14 protein-coding genes are annotated in these 16,327 nt (G+C 65.5%); 5 read left to right on the top strand and 9 right to left on the bottom strand.

Annotation, left to right across the window (positions count from 1 at the left end):
- Positions 1–47: 47 nt before the first annotated feature.
- From Q4S45_RS02120 to Q4S45_RS02100, 5 genes are read right to left on the bottom strand one after another with little or no spacing between them, the layout of a single operon-like run.
- Positions 48–575: a cytochrome b/b6 domain-containing protein gene (locus Q4S45_RS02120; RefSeq protein ID WP_305508697.1), complete on the bottom strand. Its 528-nt coding sequence runs from the start codon at positions 573–575 to the stop codon at positions 48–50.
- Entirely contained in the window at positions 562–837 is a 276-nt protein-coding gene (locus Q4S45_RS02115; RefSeq protein ID WP_305508696.1) for a PepSY domain-containing protein, read from the bottom strand. Before Q4S45_RS02115 ends, Q4S45_RS02120 begins: the two co-directional genes overlap by 14 nt.
- A gap of 17 nt (positions 838–854) precedes the next feature.
- Entirely contained in the window at positions 855–1,538 is a 684-nt protein-coding gene (locus Q4S45_RS02110) for a Fe2+-dependent dioxygenase (RefSeq protein WP_305508695.1), read from the bottom strand.
- Positions 1,532–2,653, bottom strand: a complete 1,122-nt coding sequence (locus tag Q4S45_RS02105) for an alpha-hydroxy acid oxidase (RefSeq protein WP_305508693.1) — start codon at positions 2,651–2,653, stop codon at positions 1,532–1,534. Before Q4S45_RS02105 ends, Q4S45_RS02110 begins: the two co-directional genes overlap by 7 nt.
- A 54-nt stretch (positions 2,654–2,707) precedes the next feature.
- Complete coding sequence (locus tag Q4S45_RS02100; protein WP_305508691.1) at positions 2,708–4,993, bottom strand: TonB-dependent siderophore receptor; 2,286 nt, start codon at positions 4,991–4,993, stop codon at positions 2,708–2,710.
- Here Q4S45_RS02100 and Q4S45_RS02095 point away from each other — a divergent pair.
- From Q4S45_RS02095 to Q4S45_RS02085, 3 genes are all read left to right on the top strand, one after another.
- Positions 4,992–5,327, top strand: a complete 336-nt coding sequence (locus Q4S45_RS02095) for a hypothetical protein (protein WP_305508689.1) — start codon at positions 4,992–4,994, stop codon at positions 5,325–5,327. The two genes, Q4S45_RS02100 and Q4S45_RS02095, sit on opposite strands and share 2 nt — an antisense overlap.
- Before the next feature lie 9 nt (positions 5,328–5,336).
- The gene (locus Q4S45_RS02090) at positions 5,337–5,603 is read left to right on the top strand and encodes a hypothetical protein (protein ID WP_305508688.1); all 267 of its coding nucleotides are present in this window, start codon (positions 5,337–5,339) and stop codon (positions 5,601–5,603) included.
- A 283-nt stretch (positions 5,604–5,886) separates the two neighbouring features.
- Positions 5,887–8,247, top strand: coding sequence for a S9 family peptidase (locus Q4S45_RS02085; RefSeq protein WP_305508686.1), 2,361 nt, complete (start codon positions 5,887–5,889; stop codon positions 8,245–8,247).
- Between the two features lie 111 nt (positions 8,248–8,358).
- Here the strand turns inward: Q4S45_RS02085 and Q4S45_RS02080 are convergent, their stop codons facing one another.
- Both Q4S45_RS02080 and Q4S45_RS02075 read right to left on the bottom strand, forming a co-directional pair.
- On the bottom strand, positions 8,359–9,588 hold the full coding sequence (locus Q4S45_RS02080) for an ArgE/DapE family deacylase (RefSeq protein WP_305508684.1): 1,230 nt from the start codon (positions 9,586–9,588) through the stop codon (positions 8,359–8,361).
- 8 nt (positions 9,589–9,596) lie between these two features.
- The gene (locus Q4S45_RS02075) at positions 9,597–10,799 is read right to left on the bottom strand and encodes a urate hydroxylase PuuD (RefSeq protein WP_305508683.1); all 1,203 of its coding nucleotides are present in this window, start codon (positions 10,797–10,799) and stop codon (positions 9,597–9,599) included.
- Positions 10,800–10,920: 121 nt separating this feature from the next.
- On the opposite strand from Q4S45_RS02075, the gene Q4S45_RS02070 reads away from it, so the two are divergent.
- Positions 10,921–11,856, top strand: a complete 936-nt coding sequence (locus Q4S45_RS02070; RefSeq protein WP_305508682.1) for a LysR substrate-binding domain-containing protein — start codon at positions 10,921–10,923, stop codon at positions 11,854–11,856.
- Between the two features lie 110 nt (positions 11,857–11,966).
- Positions 11,967–13,721, top strand: a complete 1,755-nt coding sequence (locus Q4S45_RS02065; protein WP_305512024.1) for an allantoate amidohydrolase — start codon at positions 11,967–11,969, stop codon at positions 13,719–13,721.
- Between the two features lie 38 nt (positions 13,722–13,759).
- Here the strand turns inward: Q4S45_RS02065 and Q4S45_RS02060 are convergent, their stop codons facing one another.
- Together Q4S45_RS02060 and Q4S45_RS02055 are read right to left on the bottom strand one after the other, a co-directional pair.
- Positions 13,760–14,920, bottom strand: coding sequence for a zinc-dependent alcohol dehydrogenase (locus Q4S45_RS02060; protein WP_305508680.1), 1,161 nt, complete (start codon positions 14,918–14,920; stop codon positions 13,760–13,762).
- Positions 14,921–15,082: 162 nt separating this feature from the next.
- The gene (locus Q4S45_RS02055; protein ID WP_305508678.1) at positions 15,083–16,324 is read right to left on the bottom strand and encodes a Zn-dependent hydrolase; all 1,242 of its coding nucleotides are present in this window, start codon (positions 16,322–16,324) and stop codon (positions 15,083–15,085) included.
- Between the last annotated feature and the right edge of the window lie 3 nt (positions 16,325–16,327).

Raw genomic sequence — 16,327 nt, 5'->3', positions numbered from 1 at the left:
TACCCATGTCCCCCGGCCATACAGTCCGCAGGACCAGACCCCGAACGTCAAGTCTGTTCATCCTTGTCGCCGGTGATCATCGCGGCGACCAGGTTTTCGCGATGCTGCCAACTGGTGAACACCACGCCACCCACGTGCAGCGCGATCAACCCGACCAGCGTCCACGCAAGCGCCTTGTGCACTCGCACCGGCCACGCATAGCCCCATAACAGATCGGTAGTCGCGGCCGAGCCGCTAAGTGCGACCAGTCCGACGCAGGCAAGCAGCGCGACAACCATCCAGCCGCCCAGCGGATTGTGGCCAAGGTAGCGCGGCGCGGCGCCTCTCAGCACGCCCCGCAGATAGCCGATCGTCGGAGCGGCAGGCCGCACGAACTGGCTGAAGCGCGCATACGCGTTTCCGACGAATCCCCACGCCAGCCGCGCGGCGACAATCGCAGCCGCGGCGTACCCGACATATTCGTGAAGAGCGCCGATCTCGCCGCTGGTGAACCAGGCGCCGGCAATCGACAGCACCAGCATCCAGTGCAGCACGCGCACCGGCGCGTCCCACACGCGCAGCTTATTTTTCTTCAACGCGTTCCAGGGTGACGGGATTGAAGAACGCTTCGATGCGCTTGCCCTGCGGGTCTTTGGCGTACACCTCGTAGCACGACTTGGTCATCTCCATGCGGCGGATCTGCCAGCCTTCCTTGATCAGTTTCTGCTCCAGCTCCGTATGCGGTTTCCATTCCTCTTTCGGACGGTCGGTGCATTTCACGTCGCCATGGGCGGAAGCGGCGCCGCCGGCAAGCGTCAGCAGCAGCGGAAGAATCAATTTTGCAATGGTCGGTTTCATCAATAATCCTTGATTGGTCAAGTAACTGCCCAGCGGCGCAGCAGGTTATGGTAAACGTTGGTCATCTTGAGCAGGCGCGCGTCGTCAGCCGGCAGCACCGGCGTCAGTTGCTGGACCGCCTGGTCCAGATCGAACAGCAGCGCGCGCTCGCCATCGTCGCCGACCAGGCTTTCGATCCAGAAGAACGACGCCACCCGGGCGCCGCGCGTGACCGGCGTGACCCGGTGCAGGCTGGACGACGGATACAGAACCATGTCGCCGGCCCGCAGCCTGATCGCCTGGACGCCAAACTCGGTTTCGATCTGCAGTTCGCCGCCGTCGTATTCCTCCGGCTCCGACAGGAACAGCGTCGCCGACAGGTCCGTGCGCAGGCTGAGATGACTGCCGGGCATCTGCATCACGGCGCTGTCGACATGGGTGCCGTAGGTCTCGCCGCCTTCGTAGCGGTTGAATTTCGGCGGGTAGATCTTGCGCGGCAGCGCGGCGGAGATGAACAGAGGATTGCGGCCCAGCGCGCGCAGGATGTGGTTGCCCAAGCTGACCGCGACTTCCGATGCGTCGTCGAGCTGCCGGTTGCGCTTGACCTGGCGCGCCAGCGTGCCGCCGGTGCCGGCGCCGTCCTGCCACTCGGCCCGGTCCAGGTAGCCGCGGAACTGGCGCACTTCGTCCTTGTCCAGCACTTGTTCGATGGTGGTCAGCATGGTCGCCTCATTAAATTTTCCGGGCCAATCTGGTCGAGCGTCGCGCAGCCGGCCAGCGCCATGCACACTTCGAGTTCTTCGCGCAGCAGGCGTATCATGTGAGCCACGCCGAGCGCGCCCGCCACGGCCAGCGCATAAATCTGCAGCCGGCCGATCATCACCGCATCGGCGCCCAGCGCCAGCGCCTTGAAAATGTCCGTGCCGGAGCGGATGCCGCTGTCGAACAGCACCGGATAGCCGGCGCCCAATGCGGCCCGGATGGCCGGCAGCGCGTCGAGGCTCGCCGGCGCGCCGTCGAGACTGCGCCCGCCGTGATTCGACACTACGATGCCGGCCACGCCCGCGTCGCGCAGCGCTACCGCGTCGTCCGGATGCAGCACGCCTTTCACCCACACCGGCAGCGCGGTCTGCGCCATCAGCCACGAAAGATCAGCCCAGGTCGGCGCATTGCGCATGGCGCCCTGGAAGATGCGGCTGTCTTCCGGGTCGAGTTCGATCGCGGCCGGGCCTTGCTGGCCGAGCAGGTTGACCGGCGCGCAATCGGGCGGCATGCGGAAGCCTGCCTTCAGCGCGCGCGCGCCGGCGGTCTGGATGGCGGCGTCGAGCGTCACGACGATGGCCTGGTAACCGGCTGCCGCGGCGCGCTCGAGCAAGGCCCGCGTGTCCTCGCGGCGCGGCTGAAAATACAGCTGGAACCAGCGCTGCGGTCCGGCGGCCGCGGCGACCTGCTCGAGCGTGCATGACGACAGCGTGCTGCCGACCATGCACGCCTGCATGGCGTTGGCCGCGCGCGCCGTCTCGATTTCGCCGTGGGGATGGGCCAGCTTCTGGAAGGCGACTGGCGCCAGCAGCACCGGATGGTCGAAGGGAACGCCGGCGATGGACAGGCGCGTGTGGCCCGCCGACACGTCGCGCAACAGGCGCGGATACACCGTCCACTGCGCAAACGCCGCGAGGTTGGCGGCCACCGTCACGTCGCGCCCGCAACCGCCGGCGACGTATTCGTGGCTGGGCAGCGCCATGAAGCGCGGCGCCAGCAATTCGTAATCCGCGGCACAGCGAAGGTCCGGGGGAATCGAGCCGAGTGGCGCGTGCGCGGGAGCGGACGTTGTCATATCAGTTCACGGTAGCGGGGTAGCCGGCATTGTACCGGCCCCCGCCCTCTCCGATCAGATTTCGTAGTTAAGGGTCAGGCGCACCGCGCGCGCATCGCCCTTGTACAGGAAGGCGCCGGAACGGTACACCGCGGTGTAGTAGTCCTTGTTGCCGGCGTTGAGCACGTTCACGCGCAGGTCGAGCTTCTTGTTGAAGCGGTAGGCGGCGAACACGTCGGCCACGGTGAACGACGGCACTGGCTGCATGCACACACCGTTGGCGAACTGCGCGCCGGTGTCGGGCTGGCCGCCGCAACGGTCGCTCTCGTGGCGCACCGTGGCGCCGAACGAGAAGGCGTTGGTCAGCTGGTACTTCAGCTGCGCCGAAGCGGTGCGCTCGGCGAAGTTGCTGAGCGGGTTGCCGATGTTGGCGGCGACGGCCGAGCCAAGCACCTTCGACTTCATGAACGACGCGCCGATCTGCGCCGTCAGCTTCTCGGTGATGTCGCCGGTCAGGCTGAACTCTGCGCCGCGCACGCGGTTCTTGCCGGTGTTGAAGGTGCCGACGGTGTCGTAGTTGGCGCCTTCCATCACGTCCTTCTTGGTGGTCTGGAACAGCGCCCCGGTGGCCAGCAGCTTGTCGCCGAACAGGTTCCACTTGGTGCCCAGCTCGAGGTTGATCGAGGTCTCCGGCTTGGCGCCGGCGATCTGGTTCTGGTACAGCACCGCGCCGCCGTAGCCGCTGGCGGTGCCCGCGTCGGCCTCGCCGCCGTTGATGTCCTGGGCGCTCGCCACGCTGCCGTAGACGATGCCCTTCGGCGTCACCTTGTAGCTCAGGCCCAGGTGGCCGTTGACCAGCGTGTCCTTGTAGCCGTAGTCGCCGGTGGTGACATTGGTCAGGTTGTTGGAGCGGACCAGGTCCAGGTCGAAGTGGTCGACGCGCAGGCCGCCGAACGCGGTGAACTTGTCCGTCAGGTCCACCGTGTCCATCGCGGTCAGCGCGATGGTCTTGACGCGCCAGTCCTGGTTCTGGCCCAGCCGGGTCGCGCTGCGGCCGGCGAAGGTGGTCAGGTCGCTGGTAGCCGGATTGCCCTTGCTGTCGGTCCAGCAGAAGCCGTTGTTGGCGCCGACGCCCGCGGTGGTCTTGCAGTTGAATGGCGTGGTGTTGGTGAACGCGTAGTTGCCGGAGACGACCTTGTGGTCGGTATATTCGGCGCCGACGATGAACTCGTGCTTCAGGCCGCCCGCCAGCACGTCCCAGCGCAGGTTGCTCTGGTGAGCGAAGTAGTCGATGTCCTGCCAGCCGCTATGGCCGTTGTCCAGCGCCACGGTGGTGTACTGATCGCCGGTCGCGCCGTTGAAACGGGTCGCGCTGTTGGCGCCGGTGGTGTTGTAGCTGTTTTCCGATTTGCCGTAGCGGGTCAGGCTGGTCAGGCGCAGGCTCGGCGCCAGCTTCCAGTTGATACGCGCGGTGACGGTATCGACATTCGATTTCAGGAAGTCGTTGGTCTGGGCGTACACCGGCACGTTGGTGGCCGGCACGCGGTTCGGCACGGCGCCGACCAGGTAGGCACCGAGGTCGGGCATGTGGTCCTTGGTGCGCAGGCCGTAGTAGTCGAGCGTGACCGACAGGTCGCGGTCGCGTTCCCACAGGCCCGACACGGCCACGCCCTCGCGGCCGCGGTCCGACGGCGCGCGGTCCGGCACGCCTTCGTCGCCGTACAGCGCATTGGCGCGCAGCGCGAAGTGGTCGCCGAAGCCCTTGTTGATGTCGGTGCTGACGCGCTTGTGGCTGTCGCTGCCCACCGCCGCCGACACGCGCGTGAAATCCTTGTCCAGCGTGGCCTGCTTGGTGATCGCGTTGATCGCGCCGCCGGCCGTGCCGCGGCCGGCGAAGCTCGAGTTCGGACCCTTGGATATTTCCAGCTGTTCGATCGCGAAGCTCTCGCGGGTGCTCATGCCCGGGTCGCGCAGGCCGTCCACGAACACGTCGCTGCGCGCTTCCTGGCCGCGGATGATGTAGCGGTCGCCGAAGGCATTTCCGTTCTCGCCGGTGCCCAGGGTGATGCCCGGCTGGGCGCCCAGCACCTGCTTCAGGTCGGTCATGCCGGAATCGTCGATCGCCGCCTTGGTGACGACCGCGATCGTTTGCGGGGTTTCGGCCAGCGGACGCGTGTGGCGCGAATCGCCCGAGGTTCTCGCCTTGTACGCCACGCCGTTTTCTGCGTTCGGGTTCGACTCGATCTTCTTGCCGTACACGATCACTTCGCCCATGTCCTTCACTTGTGCGCCGGCCGGGGTGGCCACGGCCTGCGCGCCCGCGGCGAACGGCATCATCAGCACCGCGCCGGAAATGCTCATGGCCAAGGTGGTTTTCTGCATGGCGCGCAAAGCGTCGTCGGTGTGGCGGATGGATGCTGGCGAGTGGTTCAAAACGGGTTCCTCAATATGGTGGTGGCGCGCAGCCGGAGCGGCGCGTGGCAAATCTGCCGAGTCTGGAAAGCATCATAACGAAGATCCGATAATCTGTAAATGGGAATCACTCTCATTTGCATCTCCATTTGCAAAACGCCATGCTCTCGTGGCTATTCTTCCTGACAACATTCACACCGGTTATGGAGGCCATCAGAAATCTAAAGTTCATTTATGGCTCCACGGCATTTATACTGCACCGCAACATCGCAATAAAGCCTAAGGAATCAACATGACCACCGCCACTTTTTCTGATGCGCCAGTGAGCCCGCTGCGCCAATACTTTCTCGACGTGACCTACGCCGCGCGCGCGTTCGCCGAAGCCCTGTTCGCCGCCCAGGACCGCCAGTTCGTGGCGCAGGAAGTACGCGTAACCGAAGCTTCGGACGCCCGCGCCAAGGCCAAGGGCCGCCGACAGCTGTTTTCGCTGGCCCGCCAGTACGACAGCCTCTCGCCAAACCTGTCGGCCGAACTGCGCGCCATCGCCGCGAGGGACTGATCATGGAAATCCTCGAATACGTCCCGGTCGCACTGGCCGCAGTTGCCGTCATTACCCGCCTGATCATGTTCCGTCCGCGCTCGCGTTCGGCCAAGAACAAGGCCGCCTGATCCCCCCTGGCGCCCTTCCCTGCGGCGCCGCGTTGTCAGTCGCCGTCCCGTCGCGGTGCGTGAAAATGGGGCGGGTTCCGCCGAACCTGCCCCATCTGCGGGTACCTGCGCTAGAATGCCTCGTTGCAATTTCTGGCCCACCGGCTCCGATCCCTCCACTACCCGCCCTGACGATGCGATTTTCCGTACTCTCGCTGCTGGCCGCCGCCAGCATCGCGCTGCCCGTTTCCGCCGCCACTCCCGTAACCCTCGACCAGGCCATGGCCAACCCCGACTGGATCGGCACGCCGGTCGAAGCCGCCTGGTGGAGCTGGGACGGCAAGCACGTGTTCTATAAACAGAAGCGCGCCGGCTCGCCGCTGCGCGACACCTTCGAAGCGGCCGCCGGCAAGGCGCGCCTGGTCGGCGACGCCGAACTGGCGAACCTCGACAGCGCCGCCGTCGTCTATAACCGCGAACACACCCGCAGTGTCCTGCTGCGCAACGGCGACCTGTTCGAGCGCGACCTGAAAACCGGCGTGCTGACCCAGATCACCCGCGGCAGCAACGGCCTGGCGGCGCCGCAGTATTCCGCCGACGGCCGCAGCGTGCAGTTCCGCGTCGGCCACGAGTGGCTCAGCTGGAGCCGCGCGGACCGAATCGTCTCGCCGGTGGCGCTGGTGCGCGCGTCGAAGGATCCCGCCGCCGCGCCGGACGACGACGCGATGCGCGACATGCAGCTGCGCCTGATCGCCACGCTCAAGCGCCAGAAGGACGAGCGCGACGCCGGGCGCGAACGCGCCGAGCAGGAACGCCGCGCCGACCCGACCCGCGCGCCGGCCCCGATCTACCTGGGCGACAAGGTCGTCATCGACGGCAGCGCCCTGTCGCCGGACGGTCGCTGGCTACTGGTGGTAACGGCGCCGAAAGCGACCGAGAAAGGCCGCATCGGCAAGATGCCGCGCTACGTGACCGAATCGGGCTACGAGGAATTCGACGACCAGCGCACCCGCGTGGGCCGCAACATGCCGGCGCCGCACACGCTCAAGCTGATCGACCTGGCCACGCGCCAGGTGCGCGACCTGGCGTTCGACCCGCTGCCCGGCATCGCCACCGATCCGCTGGCGGCGATGCGCGCGGCGCGCAAGCTCGATCCGCTCAAGGGCAACCGCGGCGTGCGCATCGACGACGATGGCGCGGCCATGGCCTGGAGCGCCAACGGCGCGCAGGCCGCGGTGATCGTGCGCTCGATCGACAACAAGGACCGCTGGATCGCGACCGTGGACCTGGCCGGGGCGACGCTCAAGCCGGCGCACCGCACCAGCGACGTCGCGTGGATCAACAACGGCAACAACGACTTCGGCTGGCTGCCCGATAACAGCACGCTGTGGTACCAGTCCGAAGAAAGCGGCTACGCCCACCTGTACACGCGGGCCGCCGACGGCAAGGTGCGCGCGCTCACCCAGGGCAAATGGGAAGCGACGGCGATCAACTGGTCGTCCGACGGCACCACCGCCTACCTGCTGTGCAACCGCAAGACACCGGGCGACTACGAGGTGTGCGCGGTGTCGGCGAAGGATGGCGAAATTCATGAAGTCACCGCGCTGGGCGGCGGCGTCGAGCGATTCGCATTGTCGCCCGACCAGCGCAAGCTGCTGGTCCACTATTCGTCGAGCTACATGCCGGCGCAGCTGGCCAGCGTGCCGCTGCATGGCGGCGCGGCGGTGGCGCTGACCGACACCCGCAGCGCCGACTTCAAAGCGCGCGAATGGATCGCGCCGCAATTCGTCGCGGTGCCGTCGACGCACGGCGCGGCGCCGGTATGGGCCAAGGTGTACCGGCCGGCGCAGCTCGAGCCGGGCAAGAAGTATCCGATCGTGATGTTCGTGCACGGCGCCGGCTACCTGCAGAACGTCAGCAAGCGCTATCCGAACTACTTCCGCGAGCAGATGTTCCACAACCTCCTGGTCGAACGCGGCTACATCGTGATGGACATGGACTACCGCGCGTCCAGCGGCTACGGGCGCGACTGGCGCACCGCGATCTATCGCCAGATGGGCTATCCGGAGCTGGAAGACTACGTCGACGGCGTGAACTGGATGGCCGCCAACCTGCAGGGCGACCTGAAGAACGTCGGCATCTACGGCGGCAGCTACGGCGGCTTCATGACCTTCATGGCACTGATGCGCGCGCCGGACGTTTTCAAGTCGGGCGCCGCGCTGCGGCCGGTGTCGGACTGGACGACCTATAACCACGACTACACGGCCAACATTCTCAACACGCCGGACCTCGATCCGGAAGCATATCGCAAGTCCTCGCCGATCGAATACGCCGACCAACTGCGCGGCAGCCTGCTGATCGCGCACGGCATGGTCGACGACAACGTGTTCTACCAGGACTCGGTGCGCATCGCGCAGCGCCTGATCGAACTGAAGAAGGATCACTGGGAGCTGGCCAGCTATCCGCTCGAGCGGCACGGCTTCGTGCAGCCGGAGAGCTGGTATGACGAATACCGCCGCATTTACCAGCTGTTCGAGAAAACGCTGAAGCAGTAACTACCTTCAAGACGTCGTACCTGCGAAGGCAGGTACCCATGCTGAGCGTGCTAATGAGGTAAAGCCGATTCAGTATGGGTACCTGCCTGCGCAGGTACGACAAGCCTTGGGTTACGCCGCCAAAAAATCCAGCAGCGTCAACGCCACCACCTTGGTCGCCTTGCGCAAGTCCTCCAGCGCCAGCCGCTCGTCGGCCTTCTTCGCATTCGACTCCGGCACCGTGCGCGGGCCGGCGCCATACAGCACCGCCGGAATCCCGTGCTCGCCATACAGGCGCGCGTCCGCATACAGCGGCGTGCCCTGCGCGGTAATCTCCTCGCCGATCACCTCGCGGCCATTCTTCTGCAAACTCGCCACCAGCTTGTCCGATCCCGGCAGCGGGCGCAGCGCGTGCGACAGCAGCAGGCGCTTGATCTCGACGCGAATGCCAGGCTGGCCGGCCACCGCGTTCTCGATCAGCGCGCGCACATGCGCCTCGACTTCGACCGGGTCCTCGTCCGGAATCATGCGGCGGTCCAGCTTCAGCACCACTTTTCCCGGCACCACGTTGGTGTTGGTTCCGCCGTCGATGCGGCCCACCAGCATGGTCGGCGAATCGATGCCCGCCACCTTCGACTTGATCTTCTTCAGTTCCGGCAGCTCGTTGTAGATCGCGTTCAGGATGCGCGTGGCGGCCTGCAAGGCGTCATGCCCCGTCTCCGGCATCGCGCCATGGCCCGACTTGCCGTGCACCGTCACCTCCAGCTGCAGGCAGGCGTTGTGCGCGGTGACGATGTTGTAGCTGAAGCCGGCCGCGATGACCAGGTCCGGCTTGGTCAGCTTCTGTTCCAGCAGCCAGCCCGGGCCGAGCAGGCCGCCGAATTCTTCGTCGTAAGTGAAGTGCAGCTCCACCCCGCCCTTCAGCGGCACGCCGGCCGCTTCCAGCGCGCGCACGGCGAAGATGAAGGTCGCAAAATCGCACTTCGACACCGCGGCCGCGCGGCCGTAAATGAAGCCGTCTTCGACCACGCCACCATACGGCGGCTTGGTCCAGCCCTCGCCCGGCGGCACCACGTCGCCATGCGCGTTGAGCGCAATGGTCGGGCCGCCCGCGGCGTACGGCCGGCGCACGATCAGGTTGCTGATGCTCTCCATGCCGTAGTCGTGCACGGCCTGCGCCGGCACCGCGTGCTTCTCGGCGCTCCAGCCGAAGCCGGCCACCATGTCGGCAACCGCGTCGGCATGCGGCGCGTTGTTCCCCGGCGGCGTGTCGGTCGGAATCTGGATGACCTTCTGCAGGAACGCGACTTCCTCGTCGAAATGGGCGTCGATCCAGCTGGTGAGTTTTTCTTGTGCTTGCATGTCAGTCCTTATTTGGCGCCGGCTTCGAACCAGGCGCCGATTTGCGCGCGTTCGGCGTCGGTCATGTTGGTCAGGTTCGCAAGCGGCATCGCCTTCAGCTGCACCGCCTGCTGGTAGATTCTCGCTGCATTGTGGTGGATTCCTTCCGCCGTGTTCAGCGCAATCCCTGCTGGCGCCGCGGCGAAGCCGGGCTGGGTCGGATGATCCGAGTGGCACGAGGCGCAGCGCTGCGCGACGATCGCCTGCACCTGGCTGAACTGCACCTGCGGCGCGGCGGCCGGCGCCTTCGGTGCGATGGCCACGGCCAGCGCCAGCAGCAGCGCCACGCCGGCAGCCGGATAGATGTACTCGGTGCGGCCCTTGTGGCGCAGGTTGAAGAAGTGGCGGATCAACACGCCCGCCGCCATGATCGTCGCCAGCACCGCCCATGCGTGCTCGTGGCGGTAGGTCATCGCGTAGTGGTTGCTGATCATGATGAACAGCACCGGCAGCGTGAAGTAGTTATTGTGGACGCTGCGCTGCTTGGCGCGCAGGCCGTGGATCGGATCGGGCTTGCCGCCGGCCGCCATGGCGTCAACCATCTTGCGCTGCCCCGGGATGATCAGCATCAGCACGTTCGCCACCATGATGGTGCCGATCATCGCGCCGACGTGGATGTAGGCCGCGCGCCCGCTCAGGTACTTGTTCAGCACCCACGCGCTGGCAACCAGGAAGGCGAACATCACCACGCCGAACGCGCCGTCGTGCTGGCCCAGCTTCGAGCGGCACAGCAGGTCGTACACGGTCCAGCCGACCAGCAGGCTGCCGAGGCCGATGCCCACCGCCTGCAGCGAGGACAGGTCGGCCACCGACTTATCGACCATCATCGCCTGCGCGTTGAAGTAATAGACGATGGTGAGCAGCGCGAAGCCGGACAGCCAGGTGGAATACGCCTCCCATTTGAACCAGTGCAGCTCCTTCGGCAGTTCCGCCGGGGCCACCAGGTACTTCTGCGGGTTGTAGAAGCCGCCGCCGTGCACCGCCCACAGTTCGCCCGACACGCCCTTCTTCGCCAGGTCGGAGCCGGGCGCCGGCGGACGGATCGTGTTATCGAGCCAGACGAAGTAGAACGAGGCGCCGATCCAGGCGATGCCGGTGATGACGTGCAGCCAGCGCAAGACGAGATTGAGCCAGTCGAGGATATAGGGGGTCAGATAGCCGAAAACTTCCATGGGGTTCCTGGTTGCGGGTGCGACGAAAACAGTGGCGGGAGTGTGAGGAAGATAGCCTGATTCGCTCCCCACGTCATGAAAAATCGCGTATATTGGACATATTCGTTTTCATATACTCAACATGGCCAGCCTTCCCCAGCACCTCGACCTGCACCTGATCCGCATCCTGTACCTGCTGCTCGTCGAGAAAAACGTCTCGCGCGTGGCGCTCAAGCTCAATCAGCCGCAGCCCTCGATTTCGGCGTCGCTGCGCAAGCTGCGCGAGCTGACGGGCGATCCGCTGCTGGTGCGCGGCGCGCGCGGCATGGTGCCGACCCAGCACGGCGAGAGCCTGCTCAAGCCGGCCAAGCGCATCCTCGACGAGACCGAGAGCCTGTTCGTCAAGAAGTCGCCATTCGTGCCGCAGGACGAAGCGCGCACCTTCCACATCGCCGCGCCCGACTACCTCGACAGCCAGTTCCTGCCGAACGTGGTGGCCTCGCTGCGGCGCGGCTCGCCCAACAGCCGCGTTGTCATTCACAGCCTCGGTCCCGGCGTAGACTACCTGCGCATGCTGTCGGACGGTGACATGGACCTGGTTATCGCCAACTGGGACGAGCCGCCGCCGCACCTGCACATCTCCAAGCTGTTCGAAGACCCGATCGTGTGTACCATGCGCGCCGACTGCCCCTACGCCAAGCGCACCGCATCGGATGCGATGACGGCCGAGGAATACCTCGCCCTGCCGCACGTGGCGCCGGCGCAGATGGTGCCCGGCTACCTGGGCGTGATCGACGCCTTCCTCGACCGCCAGGGCATGCAGCGCAACGTAGCGGTGGAGTCGCCCTACTTCGGCCTGATCCCGTACATGCTGACCCAGACCGACCTGGTGCTGACCACCGGCCGCCAGTTCCTGCGCCACTACGAAAAAACGCTGCCGCTCAAGACCTACGCGGTGCCGATCAAGTTTCCGCCGATGCGGTTCTACCAGCTGTGGCACGAGCGCGTGCACCAGTCGCCCGAACACAAATGGCTGCGCGACCAGGTCAGCGCCGCGGCCAAGGCGCTGCAGAAATGATCCAGCGAGGTCTGGTCCTGCGGACCTGACCCCATTTTCCGCCAAATGATTGCTCATATATGGCGCCGCGTATGAATCAGGGACTGGCGAAGCGATATCATCACATCATCATGACGACACTTTCCGAACTCAATACCTGCGACGAAGCCGCCTTCGTCGCCACCCTGCACGGCATTTACGAACACTCGCCATGGATTCCGCAGCGCGCAGCGGCGCAGCGCCCCTTCGCCACCATCGCCGCGCTCAAGCTGGCGCTGCAGGCAGCAGTCGCCAGCGCCACCGTGGACGAGCAGCTCGGCCTGATCCGTGCGCATCCTGAACTGGCGGGCAAGGCCGCGATTGCCGGCGAGCTGACGCAGGAGTCCACCAGCGAGCAGGCCAAATCCGGCCTGAACCAGTGCAGCGCGGAGGAATACGCGACCCTGCACAAGCTCAATGCAGACTACAACGCCAAGTTCAGCTTCCCCTTCATCCTCGCGGTGAAAGGCCCGACCGGTGAAGGATTGACGCGCGACGCGATCATCGCCACCTTCACGCGCCGGCTGAAAAACCAGCGCGCCGACGAGATGGCCGAATGCCTGCGCCAGATTCATCGCATCGCCGAGATCCGCCTCAACGTACTGCTCGACGTGCAGCTCGAATTCGGCCCGGCGATCATGCAGTGGGCCGAAGTCATCGGTGCGTGGAGCGACGCGGACGATGGCCTGACCTGCTCGTACATGACGCCGGCGCACCAGCGCACCGCAGCCCAGCTGATGGAGTGGATGCGCGAAGCCGGCATGGAAGCGCACATCGACGCGGTCGGCAACGTGGTCGGGCGCTACCTGTCGGACCGGCCGGACGCGAAGACGCTGCTCACCGGTTCGCACTACGACACCGTGCGCGACGGTGGCAAGTACGACGGCCGCTTGGGCATCTTGCTGCCGCTGGCGATCGTGCGTCACCTGCACGCGCGCGGCGAGCGCCTGCCGTTTCACCTCGAAGTGATCGGATTCGCCGAAGAAGAAGGCGTGCGCTTCAAGAGCACTTTCCTGGGCAGTAATGCCATCACCGGCCAGTTCGACATGGCGCTGCTCGACGCGGTTGATGCGGATGGCGTGACCATGCGCGATGCGCTGGCCGGCGCCGGGCATGACGTCAATGCCATCACCGCCATCGCGCGCAATCCGGCCGACTTGCTGGGATTCGTGGAGGTGCATATCGAACAGGGGCCGGTGCTGCTGGAACATGGCCTGGCGCTCGGCGTAGTCACGGCGATCGCCGGCAGCTCGCGCTACCTGGTCGAACTGACCGGGCTGGCCAGCCACGCCGGCACCACGCCGATGAACATGCGCAAGGACGCCGGCGCGGCCGCGGCGGAGATCGTGCTGATGGTCGAACAGCGCTGCAGCCAGGGCGCGTCGCTGGTCGGCACGGTCGGCCAGCTGAAAGTGCCGAACGGCTCGGTCAACGTCATACCTGGCCACTGCAAGCTGTCGCTCGATATTCGCGCGGCCGACGATGCCGTGCGGCTGGCTGCGGTGAAGGATGTGCTGGATTCGATCGCAGCGATCTGCGCCCGGCGCCAGGTCGAGGCCAGCGTGAGGCAGGTGGTTTCCGCGTCGGCGGCGCCGTGCGCGCCGTGGATGATGGATCAGCTGGGCGCGGCGGTCGAGCGTGCCGGGGTGCCGCGCTTCGACCTGCCGTCGGGCGCGGGCCACGATGCGATGGCGATGGCGAAGGTGACGGATGTGGCGATGCTGTTCACCCGCTGCGGCAACGGCGGTATCAGCCATAACCGGCTGGAGACGATGACGGCGGACGATGCCGACATCGCCGCGCGCGTGCTGCTCGATTTCTTCCGGTCGTTCCACCGGCCCATGTGAAATCGGGGTCTGGTCCTGCGAACCTGACCCCATCTTGCTTACGGCGTCAGCACCACTTTTCGGCAATCGTCTTCCTTCTTGTCGAACATCTTGTAGCCTTCCGCCGCCTGCTCCAGCTTGAGCCGGTGCGAAATGATCGCGTTCGGATGCAGCTTGCCTTCCTCGATCGCCTTGAGCAGGTCCGGCATGTGCTTCTGCACGTGCGTCTGGCCCGCCTTGATCCCGATGCCCTTCTCGAAGATATCGCCGAACAGGAAGCCGTGAATGAAGCCGGCGTACACGCCCGGTACGCTGATGGTCCCGCCGCGCCGCACCGCAGCGATACACTGGCGCAGTGCCTTGCCGCTGCTGCCCTCCAGCTTCAGGTCGGTGAGCACCGTCTCGATCTTGCTGCCCTTGGCCTCGAAGCCGACCGCGTCAACCACGCCATCGACGCCGCGTCCATCGGTCGCCTGCAGGATGAAGTCCGCCGCGTCGCAGTCCTCGAAATTGATCGGCACCACGCCGTAGGTCTCGCATGCGAAATCGAGGCGGAACTTGTGATGGTCCACCATGAAGATCCTCTCGATGCCCAGCATGCGCGCGCTGGCCGCGGCCATCTGCCCGACTGGCCCGGCGCCGAAGATCGCCAGGCTGCCACCTTTGCCAACGCCGGTATTGAGCACCGCCTGGTAACCGGTCGGCAGGATGTCGCTCAAAAACAGCACCTGTTCGTCGGCCAGGTTGGTGGGGATCTTGATCGGGCCGACATTCGCCTTCGGCACGCGCACGTATTCGGCCTGCCCGCCCGGCACGCCGCCGTACAGGTGGCTGAAGCCGAACAGCGCGGCGCCGGGACGCAGGCTTTTCTTATTCATGATGGCGCCGCGATCGGGATTGGTCGTCTCGCACGCGGAGAACAGCTGCATGTCGCAGAAAAAGCAGCTGCCGCAGGCGATCACGAAAGGCACCACCACGCGGTCGCCGTTTTGCAGCTTGCTGACCTGGGAGCCGGTTTCGACGACCTCGCCCATGAATTCGTGACCAAGGATGTCGCCGCTCTTCATCGCCGGGATCTTCCCGCGGTACATGTGCAGGTCGGAGCCGCAAATGGCCGTCGCGGTGACCTTCAGGATCACGTCGTCCTGCTCCTGGATTTTCGGGTCTGGAACGGTATCGACTTTGACATCAAGGCTGCCGTGGTAAGTGATCGCTCGCATTATGTCCCTCGTGAGGTTGGGTCAAATAGCAAGCCTAGCAATATTCCCACCGGGTCTCGTCAGCAGACGGCGCGTGCTTTTGTAGGTGTCCGCGCAGGCGAATTGAAACAAAAAATGCACCAGTTTGGTGCATTTTTTTGGCCGCAAGGGGTCGCCCTGCTTTTACCCCGCCACCACCTTCGCCCGTTCCAGCATCGCGTGCAGCAGCACGTTGCAGCCGGCTTCGAGGTGATCCGACTTCGCATCCTCGATTTCGTTGTGGCTGATGCCGTCCTTGCACGGCACGAAGATCATCCCGGCCGGCGCCAGGCGCGCGGCGTAGATCGCATCGTGTCCCGCGCCCGACACCACATCCATCGTCGAGTAGCCCAGCTTCTCCGTCGCCGCGCGCACCGCGCCGACGCAATCGGGATGGAACGGGCACGGCGGATAGTACGACACCCGCTCGATGCCGATTTTCAGGCCGCTCTCGCTGCGCGTCTTTTCGATAAACGCCAGCATTTCCTCGTGCATCGTGTTGAGCAGTTCGTCGTTCACGTTGCGCAGGTCGATGCTGAACTTGACCTCGCCCGGAATCACGTTGCGGCTGTTCGGGAACACCTGCACCATGCCCACCGTGCCGCGGCCGTATGGCGGATAGCGGTTCGCGATTTCCACCACTTCCTGCATGATGCGGGTCGATACCTGCAGCGCATCCTTGCGCAGTCCCATCGGCGTCGGCCCGGCGTGCGCCTCCATGCCGGTCACCACGCAGTCGTACCACGACAGGCCCATCACCGCCGGCACTACGCCGATCACCTTGTCGGCGTCTTCCAGCACCGGGCCCTGTTCGATGTGCGTCTCGAAGTAGGCGCCAATCGGATGGTCGCCCGGCACCTGCTCTCCCATGTAGCCGATTCGAGCCAGTTCGTCCTTCACCGTCAGGCCTTCGGTGTCCTTCGCCGCGTACGCGGTCTCCAGCGAGAACGCGCCGCAGAATACGCCGGAACCCATCATCACCGGCACGAAGCGCGAACCTTCCTCGTTGGTCCAGAACGCGACCTCGATCGGCGCCTCGGTCTTGATCTTCAGGTCGTTCAGCGTGCGCACGACTTCGAGGCCGGCCAGCACGCCGTAGTTACCGTCGAATTTTCCGCCGGTCGGCTGCGTGTCGATATGGCTGCCGGTGACGACCGCCGGCAGCGACGGGTTGGTCCCTTCGCGGCGCATGAACACATTGCCGATCTGGTCGACGGTGATCGACAGGCCCGCCTCGCGCGCCCAGCCGACGACCAGGTCGCGGCCCTGGCGGTCGAGGTCAGTCAACGCCAGGCGCTTGACGCCGCCCTTGGCCGTGGCGCCGATTTGCGCCAGCTCCATCAGCGACGACCACAGGCGGCTTCCATTGATTCGCAGTTCGTTCATGTT

Source organism: Massilia sp. R2A-15 (assembly GCF_030704305.1).
Lineage (GTDB): Bacteria > Pseudomonadota > Gammaproteobacteria > Burkholderiales > Burkholderiaceae_D > JAFCUW01.
The sequence above is the reverse complement of the archived record's forward strand: the minus strand, read 5'-3'. Positions and strand labels throughout refer to the sequence as shown.

Excerpts from the sequence above, each read along its gene's own strand:
- Q4S45_RS02115 (WP_305508696.1), bottom strand. The coding sequence starts at position 837 with ATGAAACCGACCATTGCAAAATTGATTCTTCCGCTGCTGCTGACGCTT.
- Q4S45_RS02110 (WP_305508695.1), bottom strand. The coding sequence starts at position 1,538 with ATGCTGACCACCATCGAACAAGTGCTGGACAAGGACGAAGTGCGCCAG.
- Q4S45_RS02105 (WP_305508693.1), bottom strand. The coding sequence starts at position 2,653 with ATGACAACGTCCGCTCCCGCGCACGCGCCACTCGGCTCGATTCCCCCG.
- Q4S45_RS02095 (WP_305508689.1), top strand. The coding sequence starts at position 4,992 with ATGGCCAAGGTGGTTTTCTGCATGGCGCGCAAAGCGTCGTCGGTGTGG.
- Q4S45_RS02100 (WP_305508691.1), bottom strand. The coding sequence starts at position 4,993 with ATGAGCATTTCCGGCGCGGTGCTGATGATGCCGTTCGCCGCGGGCGCG.
- Q4S45_RS02090 (WP_305508688.1), top strand. The coding sequence starts at position 5,337 with ATGACCACCGCCACTTTTTCTGATGCGCCAGTGAGCCCGCTGCGCCAA.
- Q4S45_RS02085 (WP_305508686.1), top strand. The coding sequence starts at position 5,887 with ATGCGATTTTCCGTACTCTCGCTGCTGGCCGCCGCCAGCATCGCGCTG.
- Q4S45_RS02080 (WP_305508684.1), bottom strand. The coding sequence starts at position 9,588 with ATGCAAGCACAAGAAAAACTCACCAGCTGGATCGACGCCCATTTCGAC.
- Q4S45_RS02075 (WP_305508683.1), bottom strand. The coding sequence starts at position 10,799 with ATGGAAGTTTTCGGCTATCTGACCCCCTATATCCTCGACTGGCTCAAT.
- Q4S45_RS02070 (WP_305508682.1), top strand. The coding sequence starts at position 10,921 with ATGGCCAGCCTTCCCCAGCACCTCGACCTGCACCTGATCCGCATCCTG.
- Q4S45_RS02065 (WP_305512024.1), top strand. The coding sequence starts at position 11,967 with ATGACGACACTTTCCGAACTCAATACCTGCGACGAAGCCGCCTTCGTC.
- Q4S45_RS02060 (WP_305508680.1), bottom strand. The coding sequence starts at position 14,920 with ATGCGAGCGATCACTTACCACGGCAGCCTTGATGTCAAAGTCGATACC.
- Q4S45_RS02055 (WP_305508678.1), bottom strand. The coding sequence starts at position 16,324 with ATGAACGAACTGCGAATCAATGGAAGCCGCCTGTGGTCGTCGCTGATG.